Source organism: Waterburya agarophytonicola KI4, from assembly GCF_020640915.1.
GTDB lineage: Bacteria > Cyanobacteriota > Cyanobacteriia > Cyanobacteriales > Xenococcaceae > Waterburya > Waterburya agarophytonicola.
Window position 1 is genome coordinate 58,789 of record NZ_JADWDC010000009.1, and the last position, 23,148, is coordinate 81,936.

General features: G+C 37.2%; 13 protein-coding genes. 4 read left to right on the forward strand and 9 right to left on the reverse strand.

What is annotated here, in order from left to right; translation table 11 throughout:
* Positions 1-20 precede the first annotated feature (20 nt).
* Entirely contained in the window at positions 21-4,010 is a 3,990-nt protein-coding gene (locus tag I4641_RS05575) for a hypothetical protein (RefSeq protein ID WP_229639482.1), read from the reverse strand.
* A 95-nt stretch (positions 4,011-4,105) separates the two neighbouring features.
* Here I4641_RS05575 and I4641_RS05580 point away from each other — a divergent pair, with 95 nt between their 5' ends.
* Positions 4,106-5,368, forward strand: a complete 1,263-nt coding sequence (locus I4641_RS05580; protein WP_229639483.1) for an FGGY-family carbohydrate kinase — start codon at positions 4,106-4,108, stop codon at positions 5,366-5,368.
* Between the two features lie 39 nt (positions 5,369-5,407).
* Here the strand turns inward: I4641_RS05580 and I4641_RS05585 are convergent, their stop codons facing one another.
* The 8 genes from I4641_RS05585 to I4641_RS05620 form a co-directional block, all read right to left on the reverse strand.
* Positions 5,408-6,946, reverse strand: a complete 1,539-nt coding sequence (locus I4641_RS05585; protein WP_229639484.1) for an NHL repeat-containing protein — start codon at positions 6,944-6,946, stop codon at positions 5,408-5,410.
* Between the two features lie 314 nt (positions 6,947-7,260).
* Positions 7,261-8,259: a sulfotransferase family protein gene (locus tag I4641_RS05590; protein WP_229639485.1), complete on the reverse strand. Its 999-nt coding sequence runs from the start codon at positions 8,257-8,259 to the stop codon at positions 7,261-7,263.
* Positions 8,260-8,315: 56 nt separating this feature from the next.
* Entirely contained in the window at positions 8,316-9,827 is a 1,512-nt protein-coding gene (locus I4641_RS05595) for a hypothetical protein (RefSeq protein ID WP_229639486.1), read from the reverse strand.
* A gap of 94 nt (positions 9,828-9,921) precedes the next feature.
* Complete coding sequence (locus I4641_RS05600; RefSeq protein WP_229639487.1) at positions 9,922-11,331, reverse strand: hypothetical protein; 1,410 nt, start codon at positions 11,329-11,331, stop codon at positions 9,922-9,924.
* Between the two features lie 6 nt (positions 11,332-11,337).
* Positions 11,338-12,660, reverse strand: a complete 1,323-nt coding sequence (locus tag I4641_RS05605; RefSeq protein WP_229639488.1) for a lipid II flippase MurJ — start codon at positions 12,658-12,660, stop codon at positions 11,338-11,340.
* A 57-nt stretch (positions 12,661-12,717) separates the two neighbouring features.
* Complete coding sequence (locus I4641_RS24110; RefSeq protein ID WP_229639489.1) at positions 12,718-13,923, reverse strand: glycosyltransferase family 4 protein; 1,206 nt, start codon at positions 13,921-13,923, stop codon at positions 12,718-12,720.
* Positions 13,924-14,024: 101 nt separating this feature from the next.
* Entirely contained in the window at positions 14,025-15,032 is a 1,008-nt protein-coding gene (locus I4641_RS05615) for a sulfotransferase family protein (protein ID WP_229639490.1), read from the reverse strand.
* Between the two features lie 186 nt (positions 15,033-15,218).
* Positions 15,219-16,187, reverse strand: coding sequence for a glycosyltransferase family 2 protein (locus I4641_RS05620; RefSeq protein WP_229639491.1), 969 nt, complete (start codon positions 16,185-16,187; stop codon positions 15,219-15,221).
* Positions 16,188-17,056: 869 nt separating this feature from the next.
* On the opposite strand from I4641_RS05620, the gene I4641_RS05625 reads away from it, so the two are divergent.
* The 3 genes from I4641_RS05625 to I4641_RS05635 all read left to right on the forward strand — a co-directional run bounded on the left by I4641_RS05625 (position 17,057) and on the right by I4641_RS05635 (position 23,131).
* Positions 17,057-18,223 (forward strand): DUF1972 domain-containing protein, encoded by a 1,167-nt coding sequence (locus tag I4641_RS05625; protein ID WP_229639492.1) that lies wholly within the window; start codon positions 17,057-17,059, stop codon positions 18,221-18,223.
* Positions 18,224-18,337: 114 nt separating this feature from the next.
* Positions 18,338-20,731, forward strand: coding sequence for a hypothetical protein (locus I4641_RS05630; RefSeq protein ID WP_229639493.1), 2,394 nt, complete (start codon positions 18,338-18,340; stop codon positions 20,729-20,731).
* Positions 20,732-21,223: 492 nt separating this feature from the next.
* Positions 21,224-23,131 carry a response regulator gene (locus I4641_RS05635; RefSeq protein WP_229639494.1) on the forward strand — a complete coding sequence of 636 codons (1,908 nt, stop codon included), beginning with the start codon at positions 21,224-21,226 and terminating at the stop codon, positions 23,129-23,131.
* The last annotated feature ends 17 nt before the right edge of the window (positions 23,132-23,148 follow it).

Below are 23,148 nucleotides of genomic sequence, written 5' to 3' on the forward strand. Positions count from 1 at the left end.
ATCAATAAGAGATAAATCTTTTATTGCCAATTTTGTAGTTTTTGATTGTAGTTTTGTAATTTATTTGTTAAGCGATCGCGATTTTTTTCAAATCCAGCAGCGACAATAATAGAGACAATTCCTACTAACAAACCAACTACCCATTTTAAGAAACCATAGGCTGCAACTAAAGTTATTAATTGATAAATTACGCTCAAAATTAGGGTAACAGTGCCAGAAAATAATAAGGCTCTTATTTTTAAACCCAAACCGATGAATATTAGTATAAAGCTAATAACCCCAGGAATTATTCCTGGATCTTGATAGAAAAGAGCGACAAAGCAAATAATACTGCAACCCACCACCCGCAACAAGTGGCGTTGTCTAGGTTGAGATCTAAAATAAGGATCGAATTGAGCAATATATAATACTGATAGGCTGGCAATTCCCGCCAACCAAATCAATTCTGTATTAAATTGCCAAACTAGTCTGATGATTCCCCAGTTGATAAATCCCAGACTGATATAACTCCAACGTAGATTTTTTTGTCCGTAGGCAATACGCAGATAAAAAAGAGCAGTGACAAATAAACTGAAGTAGGATATATCTTCTGCTGTTACTAACGCCATCAGTGCGGGGGTAACTACGGCTGCTCGTTGCCAAGGAGTAACGCGCCAGCCCAAGTTTTGCCAGGGTATTTGATAGATTAAACAAGCAATGGCGCAGGTAAAGATAACTCGCCAAGGATCGAAGAAACTCAGTTTGCTAATAATTAGTCTGCTATAAATCAAGGTAGCAATAATTTCGACTAATCCAACATATACCCACCAGTCATTGGTTTGCTTGGAGGCGGCTGGGGTATCGCGATCTTTTCCTTGAATGACGGCATAGGCACCAAGACAAAAACTAGTAGCAATACTCAAGGGAGTTAGGCGGGGAGTAGTGCTTTCAATGGCGATACTGGCAGCAATAATTTTCAGGATACTACTAATTGCCCAATGGATGTGAGCGACTAAAATAACTCTCGATAAACTGAGGTGAAAAAGAGTTTTGTGTTGGCGTTGACGACACCACCAAGCACTCAAACGATAGCAAAAAGCGATCGCGGCTGCCACTAAAGCTAAGATGGTTAAACCATCAGCCGCACTACCTCCAGATGACTGTTGCATCTGATAAATCACTATTTCATAGATCCCCAACGAGATGCCAATAAAACCCAGGTAGTTAGTTACTAGATTTATCTTGCGGTTGGGTTGGGAGGTGTTGATTAGGATAAAGGCTGCACTAAGGGTTATTAAACCTGTATAGATATTGTAAAGAGATAATCGCCATAATATGGCTAATGCGGTATATATTAGGGGGGTAGAAGCTAAGTTTAATTTTGCCCAAGATGAATTGTTTTTAACTGCTGGTTGCATCAAACTCCAGGCGCATAATCCTAGAATGATGTTAGTAACGGCGAAGCTGAGATCTCTACCTCCTAAAAATGCCACTATTCCGATAGCTAGTAATTCTATTAACCAGCCAACGGTATATAAAACTAAGTTGTGGGGTTGCTTTTGATAACGCCAGATAACTGCACCTAAAATTAACGCACTAGTTAATAGATACTGGGGATAGCGGTTGAAGTTGTCTAGATCTAGATAAACTATACTCAAGATAACTAGATTAATCGCCGTTAAAGCGATCGCCCAATAATCGGCTGCTTGAATATATTTTTCAATCAGTTTATAGTTTTTGGTTTCCATTCCCACTCCCAAAACTCCAAAAGCAGTGCGTTGGGAAATATAACTAAATTTGGGAGTTGCAATAATCTCTGTTAAATATTGGCGGAATTGATACAAGGCAAGAATAAGTATTGCACCTACGATTAACCAGTTTTCATTACTAACAACAATATCTAGCAGGCTGGCTAATAAACCCAAACCAAAAGCAACATGAATGACTGTTACCCAAGTACGTCGAAGATGAAAACCATTAAAATACATTAAGGCGATCGCCATACTCAAGCCAATCGATCTAGTTACGGGGTGTCCTAATATTAATAACTGGGGGATAATTAATGCTATACAACTCAAAGATGTTGCGATGCGACGCTGCTGCATCCTGCGAGTATGTTTAGCCACCCAGGTTAACATCCCAGGAGTAATCAACCAGATTAATCCCCAAGCTGAAGTAATTAGTTTTAGCGCACGAGAATCAACGATATGGGATGCAAAACAGAAATAACTAGCAGCAGCTAATAATAAACCTGCATACCAACAGGTTTCCTTGGCAACAGATAAAAAATTATATTTGGGTTTTTGGTAATTCTTGGTTTCCAGGCTATGAATATACCATTCTCCCGCCATTAATAAAACTAAGATGCTACCCCATACAGGTTGACTTAAATTGGGGAAAATTAGATCGATTCCGTTAACCAGTGTAATTAATCCTAATAGATGAGTTAGATAAATTAACCAGATTCTAATGGGTTGGCGAATATAAGCTACATAACCTAGTGTTGCTGTAGAAAATAAGAAGTTGAGCGATCGCCATGTAAGGTTTGATAAACTGAGATAGGTTAATGCCACGCCCAACAAAAAAGTTAGAGTTTCGGCGTAGTTGGCTAATTCTGATTTTTGTCGGCGATATAACCAAGAAGCAACAGCTACAAATAAAATTAGGTAAGGAAACAGGGTAACGCCAAATACTGACTCTGGTAGATATTCGCTTTTGCTAATCGTAACAGCTAGATTTAAGGCATTATCGGCGATATTATCGGGAATTAATTCTTTGGAGACAAAGACAGTTTGTAAACCAATCAAGAAGATGGCGGTTAAATCTCGTTTGCGCCAATAAAGAGTAAGTCGTTGGCTAAATAAATGAATAGTCAAGACACTTATACCGACAGTTTGCCAGAAAAATAACGGCGAATTAAATAAGCCTCCTAATACAGAGATTGACCAAGTAACAATAAACAAGATAATACTAATTGTCTGCAATACTTTACTGAAAAAAGCATCAGTTAATTGCTCTATATCTGAAGGTGCATCTAGAGAATTAATTTTTACTTGTTTTTCTTTGACTATATATATAGTTGCTAAAATCCAACCCAAGAGTGCGATCGCCAATCCACAGTCTAGGATTAAATATTCTTCGCTCAATAATACTCTAATTAATATTAACGACCAAGCAGATATTAGAAATAATAAATTGAATGCAGGATATGGTTTTTTTGGCAGTAAAAATAAATAATGAATCGAGCTAATAATAAAAATACTGCCATACAAGGCGAGTAAAGGAGAAGGAATAAATTGCCAGACTAAATGAAGGGAGCTAAGTAAGATAAAAAGTGGAGTAAAAAACTTACTATTATATTTTTTGCTTAATGGGGGTTGCCAACAGACGACAATACTTAAAGCCACTAAGGAAACCAACAAAGTAATCCATTCTAAAATAGAATTACCCAAACTAAAGTGACTTATTGCCCAACAATTAATCGGTACTAATAATATCGCGATCACCCTTAATGTTTGAGAAGTTAAAGTTAGGTTTGCCTGTTTGCTTGACCAAAAACCAATTCCCCAAAACCCTAGGGTATAAATCAAAAGAATTAGATATTGTCCAAATTTAGGAAAATTATCCCATTGGCTAGCAGCCAAAACTCCAGAAGAAATAACAACTAAAAATATTCCTAAGAACAACAACCAGCGAATACTTAATTCATCTAAAAATCCCTGCCATACACGACTAATAATACTAGGAGAGGATGCAACTTCTACTAATTCTTGTTCTATGGCAAGGTTAGATATAGTTTCAGTCTTTTGAGTAATAACTACTGCTTCCCTTTCTGGTAAAGCACAGCTTAAATTTTGACGGCAGATTTTGATTACCTGCATCTGACTAATCAAACCCAATTCTAACCAGCGATCTAAGCCGTTTAATAATTCAGGGTGATTAGATTTTAAATAAATTTCTAAGCTCAACCAAGAATCATGATTCTCAGGCTCAAAATTTGAATTATATTGATTATCGCCTCGTGAAGACATAGAAAAATCGATCGATTTAGCTTACGCCTTAGTTATATCCTGGTTTGCTCGAAGCCAGTAGTATTTGTAATTATAATAATTTTAAAAGTTAACCAATGACAAATAACTATTACTTAGGTATTGACTTCGGTACTTCTGGCGCAAGAGCGATCGCAATTGACAAAGAAAAAAATATTGTCGCTACCAAACAAAATAGCTTTACTAACATAACTGCCGATGAATTAACCCAGACTTGGCAAGATACCCTATACCAATTAATTGCAGAAATACCTCTAGACATTAGAAAACAACTACAAGCGATCGCAATTAATGGAACTTCCTCTACGGTATTATTATGCGATAGGGAAGGAAAAGCGATCGCACCACCGATACTTTATGACGATGCTCGCGGTAAAGAAGAATTAGAGCAAATCAACAATATTGCACCCGATAATCACGTAGTAGTTAGTGCAACTTCTAGCTTGGCAAAACTGTTGTGGTGGCAAAAACAACCTTATTTTAAGCGAGCTAGTTATTTCCTCCATCAAGCTGACTGGCTGGGTTACTTATTACACGGCAAACTGGGTATCAGCGACTATCACAATGCCCTCAAACTTGGATATGACGTAGAACATCTTAGCTATCCAATATGGTTGCAAAAGCAACCCTACAGCCATTTATATCCCCAAGTATTCACCCCTGGTGCGGTAATTGGGAACTTAACTCCCCAGCAGAGCCATCGCTTTAACCTCCCTGCTAATTGTATAGTGCGGGCGGGAACTACCGATAGTATTGCAGCCTTCTTAGCTAGCGGTGTGAGTCAGCCAGGAGAAGCCGTTACTTCTTTAGGTTCGACTTTAGTTTTAAAATTATTGAGCCAAACTAAAATTAATTCGGCACTTTATGGTATATATAGTCATAGGATAGGTAAATTGTGGCTAGCTGGCGGAGCATCAAATACAGGTGGTGCGGTGCTGCGACACTTCTTTAATGACGAACAACTGCAAAACCTTTCTCAACACATAGATCCCAAGACAAGAAGTTCCCTAGAATATTATCCCCTGTTAAAGCCAGGCGATCGCTTTCCCCTCAACGATCCCGATTTAGCACCCCGACTATCCCCCCGTCCGACAAATTCCTCAGACTTTTTACAAGGTTTGCTCGAAGGGATATCTCGTATAGAAGCATTGGGCTATCAAAAACTACAAGAGTTAGGTGCAGATAAATTAACCCAGGTATATAGTGCGGGAGGAGGAGCGAAAAATTCTACTTGGCAAGCAATTCGCCAGGGTTATCTAAATGTACTAGTAACAGTAGCAGCTAACACTCAAGCAGCCTATGGTACGGCTTTGTTAGCTGCCAACCAAACCCTCCTCTAAAGAAGGGTTTGAAGATCTAAGAGCAATCAAAATTTAACCTTAAACAATTGAAAAATCAGCTAGAATTTGATTGTTAAACCCACTAGCAAAAGCGTTAGAAAACTGATTAAAAGTACCAGAGGTGTTGTCACCCAAAGAATCAGGATCGAAAGAGAATAAATCGCCACCAATACCATTCAAACCAGTAACTCCAAAATCACCTAAAGTAGATAAAACAAGCTCTCCATCATCTTGAAGAGATAAGCCTTTGATATCTTCTGCGCTCGAATTGTTTAAGCCAACGTCCGAACCATCAAAATATATAGTAAAACTACCAGCGGTATTTTCTCCCAAACTAGTGGGAGAGAAACGCAAAATATCTTCATCTGTTCCCACAAGTCCGTTAATATTATAAGCACCATTGGTACTAATTAGAATATCTCCATTGGGTGCAATGGAAAGTGCGTCAATGTCTTCTGGATTACTATCTAAACCAACATCAGAACCATCAAAATATCTTTCAAAACTACCAGTAGTATTGTTACCCGTAGAGGTGGGAACAAAACGCACGATGTCTGTATCATCGATAAATCCAAACCCATCAATGTTGGTATCTAGATTTAAGCTAAGTAACAGACTACCATCATCGTTGACATGAAGACCATCAATATCATTATTTGCTAAACCAACATCAGAACCATCAAAGTATCTAATCCATTCTGCTTTACGAGGATCGTATGCCACTACGTCTTCATCTTGAAAAATTCTTCCTTTCAAATTAACAGTTTCTCTGGAAGTTACATAAATAGATGTCTCTAAAGCAAACTCATATAATTTGCCATCATTCTCATTAGGATCTTCTAGTTCGTCAATACCGCGATCGACAACATAAAGACTTCTAAAACCAATATTGGTACTTCTTGGGGCAACTGCAATTCCCGCAGGTTGAACGGGATTGACATTCCCAATCTCAATTCTTTGAACTAGATCGCCAGCTCGCGTTACTTCAAAAATTTCATCTGTAGGTTCGCCAACGATAAAGAAGTTTTCACTTTGAGGATTATCAGCAATACCTTCAGGATCGAATAATCCAAAGCTAGCAGTACTAAAACTACTAACTAAATTACCATTAGTGGTAACTTCATAAATAGTGCTGTTTAAGCCATCGGCAATAAATAGATTTCCCGTAGTCAATTCGTAAGCCACATCTTCTGCATCGTTGCTACCAAAGAGGAGAGTCCGAAAATTACTGACTTCAATATCATCTGAAGTACCGAATATGTTGTCATTTCCTGGATCTACTTGGTAAATTCTTCGAGAATTATCAGTATCATCAGAAATGAAAAGATTGCCATTGCTGGGATTGTAACTCAAGCCAGTAGGTTCGTCAGAAATTTCTAATACATCACCAAAATTAACTACACTGCCATTAAAATTGATTTCAAATAAGTTAAATCCAGCAAATACTTGATTTTCATTTACTTCAGAATCAGAAATTAGCAAAGTGTTAGAACCATTTAACAGAATGATTCCCGATGGATCTGGACTAGGGAAAGCAAATGCAGAGGTATCAACTATTTGAATTAATCTAGCTGTCATTTTAATAAATACTCCTGATAATTTTAAACTAAATATACACAAAACTTAGATAGTATAAGTTTGATCAGTTTTCCATCTTTATACTAGTTATTTATTTTATGCTTCAAACTAGTTTTTGGGTAGGAAGTAGTTCAAAAAAAAATAGTTGTTTCTAAAGTATAAATTTAAAATTTTCATCAACTATTGTTTTAATTTTTTTCAATATTTAAGATGAATTTTATTAGTTAGTCACTTATTATTCTGGTTGTACTGCATGACTTTGAAAAAAGCTATATATGAAACAGCTTACCAAAAGAAGCAAGCAACTAATTTATTTATGATTCATAGCCTAGTTGAGTCATAGTTTTAATAAAGATAGGGGTGATTTCAGATGGCAAGGGAAACACCTGATAATTTTGTCGACTGCTGAGAGTTTTATTGGCATAAGCAAACATTTTGTCGTCGGCGGGAAGTTCGCAAAAATTCAATAATTTCTCTAGACTATTTTTTGGTTGGCTAACTAAGTCTTCATACTTTAATAAATAAACATCATCGGGAAATTGTTCGACTAATTTTAAGCCTTCCTGCATCGTTAAAATCCATTCTACTGCTGCCATTGCAGTATGGTCGCAATAAGCATTAATAGTTGCTAAATTCTCCTGAAAGTCTGGATTAGTAGCTGCTACGCGATCTATTAATAGATGCCATTTACGATTGTTAACTCCCCACCAATCATGGGTATCTTCTTTGACATTTGTTCCGAGACGTTTTGACCAACTATCAATTGATTGACAAGTATCCCAACCATTACGAACTAAAAAAATAAATTTGGCATCGGGGAATATTTCTCGGACAAAAGGAACTCGAAAAACTAGTTCGGGATATTTATCTACTAGCCGAGAAGCACCGATTGTTTTAAGATAAGTTCCAAATATTCGATTTGCTGTATGTATGGTAGAGTCGTTTACATCTGCTGCATCTAAACGGTATTCTGCTTTGCCCTGGCTATAGCTGCCAATTAAATCTTCGTAGGGATAAATTGTATGCCAAATCGCTTTTGGTTCGTTGAGAAAGCCTACTTGTTGGTGCATAGATAAAACTACTCCCAAAATAGTAGTACCACTCCTTCCCGTACCAATAACAAAAATAGGTTTTTCAACTTTTTTAAGTTGGGGTAACTTTTGTGAGATCGCAAATAGTCGGAAGATTAAAGGATTGATCCATTGTCCTTTTGTGGTTAAAGGTCTACCTTCAAAAAAACCATAACTAATCAGGCGAGATAGGGTTTTGGAAAGACTAGTTTTGATGTATAAATTGTCAATTTGGGCAACCATATTTGAGAGAGACTTTTAAGTTTTTTTAAATTCTTTGTATATTATCATTTCTTGTTTTAGTTATTAGACATTTTAGTAACTGAATAGGCGGGAAGTACAATGTTGTTCTCCATTTTTCCTGTTTTTTGCTCCAATATTCCTGGTTTAGTTACTAAATCGGTGGGCGAACCAGATATAGTTTGATAATTGATCGCTCCAGTAAATAAAGAAGTAATTTCGAGTTTTATTGGGCGAGATGATAAGTTGAGCAATAAAGCAGTTCCCGATTGATCTTGATCGCTAAACTTCCAGCCATATAATGCAGGGTAGGAAATACCATTGTTGCCCATTAAGTTATCTTGGCGATCAAAATTGATTTTGCGAGCTTGAGTCATGCCTGACATGGCATTTCCTAATAATTTATGAGTCTTCCCATTGGCAGATAAAGTTAAAGGTTGAGATTTAATATCTTTGTGACTGGGATCGATAAAGCTGCCTTCGTTGGCTAAAATAGTAGAGAATTGAGAACTACCAATTAACATATGATTGCAAGCAAGATCGATGCGATCGTCTTCTAAAAACAACAAGCTCATGGATAGAGTATATATTCCATGAATCCAACTACCTGCAATTCTTTGTTGTTTTTCTCCCGATGTTGCACGAATATCTTCCATCAAATTATATTCAGTTACCCAAATCTTTTTATTATCGGGAAAGCGATCGATAATCTGACTTATTTTTTGCCAATTCCTAAAGGGTTCTCCCAAAATAAATCGAACATCTGCATCCTTAAAATAAGGATATTTTTGGGTATCAAATTCGCGATTTACCAAGCCATTTCTGGGATAAGTATGGATAGTAATGGCATCAGCAAAAGGCAGACTATTGGTAACAACTTCTTTGTTCCATTGATAGATGCGACTTGACTTTCTTTTGTTTGTTTGAGCCACCCCTAGTACGGCAATTTCTGCTGTGGGAAACTCTTTTTTAATAGCACCAAGCCAAAGATTAGCTGTTTTAGTATAGTCTTTGGGCTTGGGAAATACCGCTAGATAATTTTCTAAAGGAAAATAAAATTCATTGCCCAATTCGATATACTTAACGGGCATTCCCAAATCTCTGGCTTGTTTCAGCATCGCCAATTGAGATGGCAGATCGTCAGAAAGCATATTTAATACAAACAAGGGAATTTTATTATTTTCTTGAAATCCTGGTTGTAAATCCTCAAGTTTACTAGCGTTATAGCTGCGATCGCGTTGATTATCGAGGAACTCACTCACACTCCCAGGTAAGTCACCTAGATTGTCAATTATTCCTCCTTTGCGCCAATCCCAATAACTCGATCCTTCTCCTCCAGGGATACGAATTATGGCTGGATTGAGTTGATTGACTGCCGACCAATAATTGCGATCGTCCCAAGATTTGACCCGAACAGCATTAACATTAGAGCAGACAAAATTAGGAGAAAGGGAACGAATTGTAGGGGATAATTTTGCTTTGATAATAGTCGAATGGTAACGATTAATGGCTTCTCTAGAATTGATTTTGTTGGAATGGATTGCCCCAGAAGTACCTAAAACCAATACCATACTAAAAAAGGCAATTTTAATGAATAAGTTTAATCGAATAAGTTGTTGCATTATTTGTCAGATATTATCTAAGATTTACTCAGACTAATTTGACTTAAATAGGGTCTTCTTTTTTATTAGATTGCCAACTCATATATTTCTGATTTTGCTGATACATATAGATCGAGTTAATTGTCAATCCTGCGATCGTCCAAAAATAAAAACTACAAGCTCGCAATCTTAGAATACGTTCCACAAAGGCATATAAGAAAAACAGAATTGTAATGTTAGAAAAAGCCAATCCCAAAGATTTATAACTAATAAAATCTACTGCATTAGTGAGAAATTTAGAAGATTGATAAAAACGGAAAAATACTAACCAATAAAACAGTAGCCCTACTATACCAAAGTAACCCAAGATAGCAAACCAATAAGGATCGTCTAAAACATAAAAAGTCCAGTTTATTTGATCTAGATTGGTACTGCTGAGAGCCAAACTTGATTTGATTCCTTGTTCTACTGCATCTGCCGTTGGCCCAAATCCAAATAAACTAAAAGAACTCACTAAAGCAGTACATATTTTATAGATTAAGAAACCCCGCGAAGAGCTACTAGTATGATTCCAATATTCTTCAGTAAAAATTTCGGTAAAATAAGGTAATAAGCCCAGTTCTTGAGCTATATTCCAGTCTAAAAAATAAGCCGATATTACGCTAAATAATAACAGCGAAATCAGAGATACCCAAATAAATTTACCAACTTTTCGCGTTCCTCTGGCTCGGCTTAAAACAATTAAATGTATGAGCAGAGCAATTAGCAGTGCTGCTCTTTTTTTGGTGGCAAAAATTCCAAAGAGAAAAGTTAACATGATTGCCAAATTTTTCCAATTGGGAATTAAACTATTTTTTTGGTCATTCAAGTAAATATTACTTAAAAAGATTGTATCAGTAACTAACAAAAAAGAAGATAAATTAGTCGGATCGAACAAAGTTCCAAAACTGGCATTTGCTTTAAATTCTCCCAAGGCAGCTTTTGTGCCAATACGAGCAAATAACAATTTATCTATAGTATCTGGTAAGAAAAATTGAACTGATGAGATAACTGCCTGAATCAAACCCATTAAGACAATGATTTTGAGAATATTAGATACTTGACGGGATGAAATATCAATATTGACCAAAATATAGTACACCGATAGATAGCGAAAATTGGTGCGCAGATTGGCTATACTCTCAAACAGATCCGCCTGATTGATCGCAATGGACACCGAAGCAGCCAGAAAAAAAGCCACGATCGCAATATCAATAGGAGTTTTCCTCAGTGGTTTTCCCGTACTTATTTTATGAGCAACAACACAGGCTAATAAACCATATAAGAAAAATTCAGGAATTAAACGAAGGACTGTAATTACAACTTCTGGTGCGGGAATAAACTTGAGGAAAAAATCCTCTAAAGGAAAATAAATAGTAATAATGACTACTATCTTAAAAACATTTTTAATTAAAAATTCATATATTGTATTCATATCATTTTAGTGGGCTTTTAAAACTTTACGGTTGAGATAAATTAAATTTACTATCGTAATAATATTAGAAATTAACACAGCGATCGCCAGACCAATCAAGCCAATAAGATTAGCCAGAATATATGCTAATGCCACATTGGCAATAGTCGAAATGACCATATTATTGAATACTAATTCATAACGCTTGTTAGCATACAAAGTAGACTGAAGAATCGGAATAATACAATCAATACTCAATCCCAATCCTAGCCACAAAAATACTTGTGCCGTCTGTTCGACTGCATTCCCATCAAAAACACCCCGTCCGTAAACTAAAGCGACTAAGGGCTTGTTAAAAAACAAAACCGTGAGAACAATCGGAAAAGTTACTAAAAAAATCTTAGTTATTTTGCGTCGCAAAAAAGTAATTAACTTATACTTTTGACCAGCTAAAATATATTCGGTAATTGTCGGCAACCCAGTAGTAGCAATACTCGATCCAATCAGAGTTTGAATAGCTGAAAAAATCCTCAAAGCAAAATAATAACTAGCAACTCCGCCCACCGCAGCAATAGATGCCAGAGAACGTTCGATCAAGCGCAAACTTTGTCTTAAGACAAAGCCCAAAGTCGGTAAAGAAACAGCTTGATAGATCGTTTTCAAATCATCCCGGGAGATCCACTGCGTCCACTGATGTCTAAATCCAGTTTTGCGTACTTCCACAAATAAAATTGTAAAGAAAAAAGCAAATCCCGTTAAATATCCCAACGCCATCCAAGAGGTAGTGTTTGTTTGTCTCCAGGCTAACAACATAAACAAGACTACCGTAGCGGGTGCGATCGCATTTCTCAGGGCTACCATGCCAAAACGCTTTTGGCTATTGAGCAGCACGCTCATCACCGTAATACAAGGTGTAAATAAAATCAAAGGAGCGCATAGCCTCAAAATAGACAGAGCCTCCGCTTTGCCTCCCGCAGATAAGCCAGGAGCGATAAACATGACGATTAAAGGAGCTAATATTTCGATCACCAATGTCAAAAAAATACCAATCGCTATGCCCAAATTAAACAGACGACTGGTAAAATTGTGAAATTCATCGGGTTGCAGATTGGCTTTCTGCTCTACCAATAAAGGCGTCATACTCGATTGAGTACCTTCACGAGTGACTGTATCGATTAAAATTGGCAAACTAATAGCAACAATATAAGCATCTGTCGCTTCATTGACTCCCAATCTGGCTGCAAGCAACAAATCCATTAAAAAGCCAAACATCATCCCAAAACAGGTAAGGATCATTACCTTTTTGGTAGAAGACTGCCAAATTTTATTAACGCGATATTTAAAGAGCATTAGTGATTTATTCAGATAATTTGATAAATAGCCATTGAGAACCATAAATAGAGCTACTTACAAGACTTTTTGGTAAATTTGCATCAACTTTTGATAGTGACTTTCGGCATTAAACTTATGCTCTACTTTTTTTCTACCTGCCATTCCCATGATTAGAGCGCGATCTCTATTGTCAGACATCCAGAGCATTTTTTCTCTAAGTTCGTCTGCGTTACCAGGTTCAATCTGCCAGCCATCTATTCCGTCGGTGATAATTTCAGTCATTCCCCCAATACGACTGGCAATAACTGATTTTCCACGAGCCAAGGACTCAATTAAGGTCAAACCGAAGGTTTCATACCATTCAGAAGGTGCGATGGTGCAGATACTTCCTGCGATCAGTTTATCTAATTCTTGCTTCTGTTTGAAGCCCAGCAATTTAATGTGTTTGAGGTTTTTCTCTTCGATCGCATCTTCTACCTCCCGCCGATCCGTACCATCTCCCACAATTAATAAAGGAATATCCATCAGGGTGGATGCAGCCTCAATCAAAGTAAAAATCCCTTTATATCTTTCGAGTCTGCCAAAATACAAAAAATATTCCCCAGGCTGCTGGCTGACTTCAATCCCCCCTAAATCGATAAAATTGTGTACGGTGCTGATTTTATCAGAGGGAATTCCCAACTCGACCAACTTATTTCTTTGAAAATCACTAACCGCAATAAAGCGATCGACTTTATCTACCGCACCTAACAGATGAGAAGCATAAGATTCTATCGTACTTAAAAGAGAACGGGCGATCGAGCCTCGATTGCATCGTTTTACCGTTGCTTGCCAAAAAGCCGAACCATTACAAGCCTGACATATTTCATTCCCCGATCTCAAAGAATAAACAGGGCAAACTATCTTATATTCGTGTAACGTCTGAACGATGGGAATTCCCGCTTGCTTGAGGGGACTCAAAATCGAACTGGTTAATTGACCGTAATATATATGCAGATGAGCAAGATCGATTGGTTGTTCTCGGCACAGACGCTTGATCGCTTTAGCAGCTTGACGAGAGTAGATAAAGCTAATTAGATCTGCCACCCCAGGATTATCGAAGTTAACCCCTGGGGGAAAGTACTTCGACCACTTTGTCGGGCGATTTTTAGAATCGATACTAGCAAAAGGAATAACTTGATGCTCGTGTTGGTGCAATAATTCGGTTAGAGCAAATTGATATTGGTCTGACCCCCCCCGAATATAGTAATTCTGTCCACCATTTAAAACTATTAATGTCACGAATTAAAACTTACCTATTCTAAATAAATTCATTTTTAAGCTCTATAATTAACCATCTAGTCTATTAAAATTTAACTCTCTCAAACAGTTGAGACAACAACTTATGCCCAACGTCTTTTGATTGTATCGGCATAACAACCGATTCTTTCTAAGTTTAATAATAATGCTAAAAATAGTTGTACTGGCAGAGATATGAGACTAATTGCTATTGCCAAATAATTAGGTTTGATCGACATTGCATCATAATTATGTTTTTCTCTATGCTTTTGAGTTATTTGTTGACATAAAAAAACTTCAGTTTTACTCAGCCCTCCTTTCCGCCAATTACCTGTTTTACTAGCATCTATACCTGTGGTCAGGGGTCGATCCGAGCCAATAGAAGAACCTATTTGAGGTACTTCGAGTAATTCTGTGCTGAAAGATAGTTCCAAAAAATTACAAATTTCTTGCACTTTTGCTGTTGGGTTTTGAATTAGATCTTCAAAATTCAAGGAATATACTCGCTCGTGAGCGGCAAATTTTTCTCCAGCAAGAATGGCAGAATTCCAAAGTTTACTAATAGTTATGGGATGATAATTTATTTTAGAACGAATAGCTTCTTGGAGGGGGATTTTTTCTCCCCCCAGAAAACGTCGTTTCCATTTTCTTTTTTGAGACAGCAATACATCCCGAGGATCTCTGACGGTGTTAATTATTTTGGCTTCTGGATATAGGTTTAAAATTTCATTGATATAAAATACGTTAGCAGGAGTGTGTTCACAAGGAATGCTCTTATCATTTTTCTGAGCTTCATACTGTAAAAAACGCTTAAATAGAGTTGACAGAGTTGGGTTTTTCGGATTAAAATGCTGTAATGCTTGTTTAGCTTCTGTTAAATATAATTGACTGTCTCCCTGGGTTAAATATCCATCTCTTTGAATACAAATCAGTTTTGCCATGAGCAGTTCTGATTCAGTTTTACTAATAGCTTGTTGTTCTTTTTTAGCCGTCCATAGTTCTCCAAAAAAATGAAGTTCGTGGAACGAAAATACTTGGGAATGTTGTCCGACTATGCGACTCATCATCGTAGTTCCACTACGACTATTGCCAACAATAAAAATTAAAGTCATTTTTTAGTTAATCCCGATCTAATTGTTTTAATATCTAGAAAAATCGTGTTTTCATATAGCAACAAAAAAGTATCGTCAAAACTTTGACACTAAAATGTTCTGTTTTATTTTAAAAATGTATATAACTCGATTTTTCGTGTAAAAGCAAAAATTAAAAGTATTGAACAATATAAAGAAAATAAAGTTTCAACATTTTAATTGCTTGATTTTTTTCTCATACTGTACGAGGGAATTGTCTTTTTTCCAAGGTCTATATTGATAGAAAGCCATAGAATATATCTTGATTTTGGTGAGAATATTACTCAAAGACAAATATTTAGTAATCAATTCTTTTTCTTCTGGATGTTGTTGTCCAGTTTTCAAAATCAAATTTATATATATTCCTAAACCTCTGGCGAATATTCTATCAGTAATCTTGTAAAATTCTGGTAACTTCAATCTCATAAAATAAGCTACGGTCATCGCCTTATAAGCTCTCCTTCTGGCAAATTTCTTGCCTTCTTGAAGGGTATTACCGTTATTTTGGTGTATTCCCTGTATAGTTAGTTTCCGATCTAAATAAAACCCTTTACTCAACGCTGGTGCGATCGCGACTAGATATCGATCTGCCCCCCTTCTTAAGGTTTCAGTCATTGGTAAAATTTCTTGGAGGAGCGATCTCCTGAAACACAAACCAGATGTAGGCGGGGCGAGAAAAGATAATTTACCTTGCTTCATCTTCTCTCTAAAATCACATTCGCGAGATCCCTCTTCTTCGCTAACCCCAAGAAAATTCCCCGTGCGTTTATCAACCAAGCTCACAGAATGGAAACACCAACCAAGATCGGTATTATTATTAAAAACAGCGATAATTTCCGCAATTTTGTGGGAGAGAAAAACATCATCAGAATCGAGCAGACATATAATATCCCCTTGGCTGGCAGCAAAACCTGCATTAAACGCTGAAGCTTGTCCGCCATTTTCTTGGAAAACAGGAATTAAGAGATCGCCATAACTAGCGATAATTTGCCTCGAATCATCTGTAGAACCATCATCTACTAAAATTAACTCGATGTTGGTATAACTCTGTTGTAACGCACTGGCGATCGCTTCATCCAAAAATTCAGCGTAGTTATAGTTATTGATAATAATGCTAACTAAGGGTCGACTGTCCATCTATAATTATATTAATACAAAAATACTATAAACTGTTTGTTTTTAAAAAGTATACCTCGAACCTCGATCTAGGTTAAGCTTTTGATAAGCCTAGATTAAGCCTTTGATAACAAATTTTATAATAGAATTGAAAGCATTGTTGTAATATATTGTTTATTTTGTTTTTTTAGGTTCTAACTCTTGCAACTCCAGAGAACAAAAAATTATATAGATCGCTTAAGTTATTTTAATGTTTGCTCAACATTTTATAGCCTGGATTACTTAATTGTTTGGCTACATTCCTGTATTTGGTAGCACAGGTGACAATTTATCTTCAATATACTAATTACTTAATTTGTATTCGACTATTTGGTTAATTCCCAGACGGATAGTCTCGACTTTGATGATAATAGCCAGCAGAATATTTCCCATAGTCTTAAACTAACTTAATTTTTATCCCCTCGATCAGGCTGATAACGTATTGTTCTTAACAAAGATTTTAAAAGCGATTCCCCTTTCATTCATTGGCTTTCAGGGGATTCTTTTTTTTCTTTAAAACAAATTTTTCGATCAAATAAATAGTTGTTGCTACCCCTGCGATCGAGCAACAAATCATGCAAATTTTTGTCGTTCGATCGATCGCCTTTTTTTTTATTCTTGTAAATTTAGGTGATTGTTTTGAGACAAATTATCATCAGCACAAAATAAACTCAGTTTAAGTAAAATTGCTGAGGGCAAATCAGTAATTTCACTCAATACACCCTTGACTTAAAAGATATTTTATAGGCATAATAACCTAAAATATTTAATGAGAATTGCTTAAGTAAGTATTTTATTCAGTATTTATTCTAAATAATCTTCTATTACATTTAAGTTACTAAGTTACTCGAATGAAAAAACATAAACTTTTAATACTTGGCACTCGCGGAATACCTGGAAGTCATGGCGGGTTTGAAACTTTTGCAGAGCGATTAGCCCTATACTTAGTTAGAAGAGGATGGAAGGTTACGGTCTACTGTCAGAGTGATGAAGAAAAACTCAGCTATAGTATCTGGCAAGGCATTAATCTAGTTCACATTCCCGTACCGAAGGATAATTCATTCTGGTCTATTCTCTTCGATTTTAAAGCAGCTTTTCATGCAGTCAGGCAAGAAGGCTTAATTCTCACTCTGGGTTATAACACTGCGATATTTTCCCTACTCTACCGTCTCAGAAATAGAACAAACATGACCAATATGGACGGTATGGAATGGTGGAGAAAAAAATGGAATGCTTTAGAAAAATCCTGGCTATATATCAACGAACGCTGTGCGGTTTGGTTTAGCAACCATTTAATTGCAGACCATCCTCAAATCAAACGGTATTTACGCACTCAAGTAAAAACTTCTAAGCCGATTGCGGTCATTCCCTACAGTACAGAAATTGTCACCGAGGCAAACCCCGCCTTATTACAACAATACAATCTCGTTCCTCAAAACTATGCTCTAGTGATTGCTAGACCAGAACCAGAAAACTCAATTTTAGAGATAGTATCCGCTTTTTCTCGTCAAAAAAGAAATATGCCTTTGGTAGTTTTAGGCAAATATCTACCAGAAGAAAACCCCTATCACAAAGAAGTTTTAAAATCAGCCAGCGACGAAGTAATGTTTGTGGGCGGAATCTACAACCAGGAAGTGGTCACAGCCCTCAGATATTATGCGTCTCTCTATCTTCACGGACATCAAGTAGGAGGTACTAACCCTTCTTTGATCGAAGCAATGTCGGCGGGGAGTCCCGTTTTGGCTCATAATAATCCCTTCAACTCTTGGGTTGCAGGAGAAGGTGCTGCTTACTTTAAAGATATGGACGATTGCGATCGCCAGATGACTCAGTTACTCCATAACAAAGCAAAACTGCAACTAATGAAGCAAAGCAGTTTAGATCGATATGATGCAAAATTTGCTGATGATAAAGATCTCAAAGCTCACGAACAACTTTTTTTAGCAACCTTAAACCCAAGGCATAATCAAATATTAGTAACGCCCCAAGAATCTTCTAAGGAAAAATCTTTAGTTTAGGATGTGGTTTTAATTACCGACTATTGGTTGCGATTCCATCCTACTGAGGGTTGACAGGTTCAACCTATAGAACCCAGGGGATCATTTGCCCTAGTGAGGATTAATAAAAGCAAAATGAACAATAAAAGATGGTTGAATTTAATTTACTCTTTTCAATTAGCCTGGATTTTAAGAGTTTTATCCCTATTTTTGGGGGGGAAATTAAATGCCAAATTGGAGCAAAAACTCCAACAATGCCAGAGAATTATTGAGATAGCTGCTACTCAAGTTAGATTTGCCGATTGTTGTCGCGATCGCAATGCTAATAACTACCTCGGATTGCTGACCAAAGATCCTCTAGATGAAGAGCGATCGCAGCAATATATCCTGCTAACTGATCGCTACTTTAGTCTGAAAAGAAACAACGCAGACTTGCTGATTCTTTCAGAAAAAGAGGAATTAGAACGGATCTGGTTTTTTGATGAATACAAACACGCTAGATATGTTTTTTTTGCGCCCATAAACCCCATCGCTTTACTAGTTGGTCTGCCTGGGCTGTTTAAAAATACAATTTTTCGTCGTATTCAGCCAGCAGGAGTCATCACCTTAGAAGACAATTTAGGCATCAAGCAGCCAGTATTGGCGATCGCTATCCTCAAAAGAGTAACTCCCAACGCCCGACGCTTTGTCTCTCCTTTATTAGGGGTTAGTAGTTTCTTTCAAGCTTTAAATCAACAGCAGGTAAGTTATGCAATTTTGCGCTGGTTTGAAGATTTACCCCTAATTATGCCAGGGGAAGATATTGATATGTTGGTGGCTGATCGAGACATTGAAACTGTCGAATCTTTGCTGCAACAACAGCCAGGTATTATTCCCTGCGATCTTTATACCGTTTCGGGTTTACCTGGAACAGCCTATAAAAATATGGCGTACTATCCTCCTTTGTTGGCAGAACAAATTTTAGCAGGAACGATTATTCTCAAAGAAACTTTTGCCGTACCCAACCCAGAACTTCATTTTTATAGTTTGGCTTATCACGCAATCTACCATAAGGGACAAAAATCAGGGATCCCCCTCACTCCACAATCAACGCAGAAATCCTCGGTCGATCCAGAACATCAATATCGAGATATTTTGCAGAATTTAGCTCACGCGCTCAATCTAGAAGAAGTAGAGCTTACCCTACAGGGCTTAGATCGTTTGCTCAACAGCGTTAATTGGCGACCTTCGGAAGATACTTTAGCTCGTTTAGATAGCAGGGATATTTGGTTGCAAGAGAGGTCTCAAAAAAACGCCGAATTAAAGCCAAAGGTCGATATCACTGGGTTAGCCGTATTTTTCATCCGCCAGAAGGCATTAGACCTCAACCTAGAGTCGGAGATAATCGAACTTTTGGAACGAGAAGGCTTTAACTTAATTAAAATCAAAGTTTTAGGCTCGAAAAAAGCCCAGCGAGTCAAATATCAAATTAGAGGAGGAAACTGGGGTAAAGGACCTTGGGCAGAATCTGGAGGAGATCCTGCAATGGTAATTGTTGCCCTAGATTTAATGCCCACCGCACCCACTGCCGAGCAATTAGCCAAACAACCACACCTATCCAACGGTCGCATCAGAGTTAAAAATAAAATTAGAGATGCCGTTAATCGCTCCTTAGAGATAGACCAAAGATGCAATACGGTTCACTCTAGCGATAATGAACGAGAAGCCTGGAATTATCTAGAAATAACCTTTCCTCGCAAGCTGGAAAAAATGCAACGTAAAATCGATCGACTGCGTCAGAATTTTGAAACCAACTATGCCGTCAAGGAAGTTTTAACTAGATTTGGCAGACGGGCGAAGGTAGAAGTGATTGAATATGGCGATCGCCTGGCAGTCCAGAAAACCTTTAGACCAGGGTGCGAGAAATTCTGGCAAAGAGAAATCTTTGCTAGTCAAGCTTTTGCTAAAGACTGTTTGGCAATTCCTCCTTTATTAGATTATGGCGAAAATTATCTAGTTCATCCTTACTATGATGATATTTTGAAGTTTAGAAATAGACAGAGCAAGCTATTACCTCTGGCGATCGCCAAACAAGCCATGGCAACTCTCAGATTTTTTTACGAGCAGGGTTACGCTCCCATCGACTTTCAACCAGCCAATATTATTGTCGATCGCTCTTCTGGGTTAAAAATACTTGATTTTGAATTTCTCTATCAATACGACTGCAAGCCCGAGTCTTTCGAGCAATGTTATGAGTTGGCGGGTATTCCCGACGATTTTCCTGGAGACAAGCCTAATTTTAGACTCGAAATGTCTTACGACGCGAGATGGAAGCCATATATTGGTCTGAGTCTCGATAGTTTGCTCCGAGATCCTCTATGGCTGCAACAGATCAAACGTTTCGTCTTTGCTATGATCCACCTACCATGGCGAATTATCAAGAATAGATGGGAAATGATGTCATCCCAGAACAATTTTGAGTTGAATTCTCTTTTAACTTTAATCAAGCAAAAAATTACCAAAATAAAATTATCGACGTATTCCAACTAGCTATGTTGCTTTTTTATACCAAAAAGAATCTAAATTCTGTTTTACAATTACTGCTGAAATTAATTTAACTAAGAAAGATATTTAGCCAACTATTATTAAAAACTTTCCGCTGTAGATTGCTTTAAACAAGTGACTAAAGGCAATCAATCTCTTTGTTCTAGTATTTGTTAACAACGAATAGATTATCTAATTAGAAATTCGTATATGTGGTTAGTTTAAAGTAAACAAAAAATTTATCTATTTTCATTAAAACTATTAAAGATTCTGGTACTATTCTAAATGTATAAAAGATAAGAACCCCTGTCCAATTGAGGAATATTAACTACCGCGATCGAGGAGAGGTTATCGGGTTATTCAACATTTGCACTTTTTTAAATTACTATTTTAACCAATCATATTGAGCTTTTTCATTTATAAAAAATTCTTATGAGGGATTAAAAAATCTCTCAATTGCCATCAATACTATCAATTTAGAATATATAGGTTTTAAACATGATTCGCATTTTAATCGTAGACGATCAAAAAGTAATTCGAGAAAAACTGCGCTATATGGTGCAGCAATATTCCGATATGGAGGTGGTAGGCATTGCTACTGAGGGCAATTCTGCTTTGGAACAAGTAGAACTATTAAATCCCGATATCATTTTAATCGACATTGAAATGCCCAATATGGATGGGATTGCTGCCACCAAAATTATTAGTTCTAAATTTTCTCAAACTAAAGTTTTAGTACTAAGTAGTTTTGACAGTCAAGAGTATGTAGCCAAATCTCTAGATGCAGGAGCAAAAGGCTATCTCCTCAAAAGTCTCTCCGCAGAAGAATTGCATAACTCGATCAAATTTATTCATCAAGGCTATTCCCAAATTCTCGGCCCTGGGTTGCTACGAGAAATGGCGACAGTGGGTTCTCCAGTGGCAAGTAGCTCGGTAATATCCAAATCCCATGCTGCTGCTAGTAATGGCTCAAACTACAAAGGCATCGAAGCGATCGGCTTTGACGACTCAGAACAAGGGATTATTACCAGTAATGGCAATAATGGCAGCGAATTGAGCGGTCAATCTTCAGCTAAATCCAAGTTTCGCTGGAAATTTTGGCTATCTAGTTGGGCTGTCTTAAATTTAGCCGTCTGGACTTTAGCTCTATTGAGTCTCAAATTCAAAATTCCTACCTATGTCAGTGAATGGTCTTTAGTTTTACCTGGGGAAGAAAAAGTCGATTTCAAAATTCCCAATATCGGTGAAGCTCTAGCTCGCAATAATAGTGCGGTAGAAGATATCGATCCGCGCAACAACATTTTATATCTGGCTAGTAGCAAATCCGTAATCTTAAATGCAGCAGATTCGATGGAAATGTCTTCTAGTGAATTTGGCGAGCCTGATATCGAATTAGTAGACGGTTCGGCAATTATTTCCTTTAAAATTATTGGAGATAGTCCCGAACAGGCTCAAGCTAAAGCCAAAGCTCTCCACCAATCTATTTTGCAAACCATTAAGTCTTTCAGAGTTGATAAAACAAATCAAAGAACAGAATCTGCTAGCGAAACTGTAGAAGCAGATCGTGCCAAACTAACCAAGCTACAACAACAACTAAACGACCATACTGTTAGTTCCGATTTAGTTTCTCCAGAGCAAATTCAGGTCTTAATCGGTCGAATTGAAAGTCTGCGAGATCAAAAGAAAAGTATCAGCCGAGATTTGGCAGGATTCGACCAAGAGATTGCCTCCCTCTCTGGCAATTTGGGGCTTTCTCCCCAACAAGCAGAAGATTTGTTGGCTCTACAGGGCGACTCAATTTTTCAACAGCACTTACAACAGTACAATCAAATTACAGGGAATCTAGCTCTTTTGCAATCTCGCTTTACTGCTAATGCTCCCCAAGTGGTAGACGAACGGCTCAAACAACAAGATATAGAAACGGCTTTGTTCGATCGCGGTAGATGGGTAATTGACAAGCCAATCGATCGCCAAATGTTAAAAAAACTTAGTCTTCAAGATAATACTGGGCAAAAAGATGTTGAAAGCATGGCAAAAAGCCTTTTGTCTGCATCCAACAGTCAACAAATACTAGCCAAGAAAGAGCAAGCTTTGGACAGACAGATTTCCGAGTTAGATGCTCGAATCAAAAAACTAAACCAAGAAAAAATTCCTTTTGAAAACTTGCAACGAGAAATTCAATTCGCCGAAGCACTTTTAACATCTAAAGCAGCTGGATTGGATATCGCGGGGGATTCTTCTCCTGCATTTCCCGATATTCAGATCCTATCTTCCCCAAGTCTCCCAGATAAAAGAAATCCAGATGATATCAGAAAACCTTTAATCGGGGCATTAGCACTCACTTTTCTGTCTACCACGGGCTTGATGTTATTTGCTTGGGATAAAAAAAATGCTTTTAAATTCTAAATTAAGCTTTATTTGAG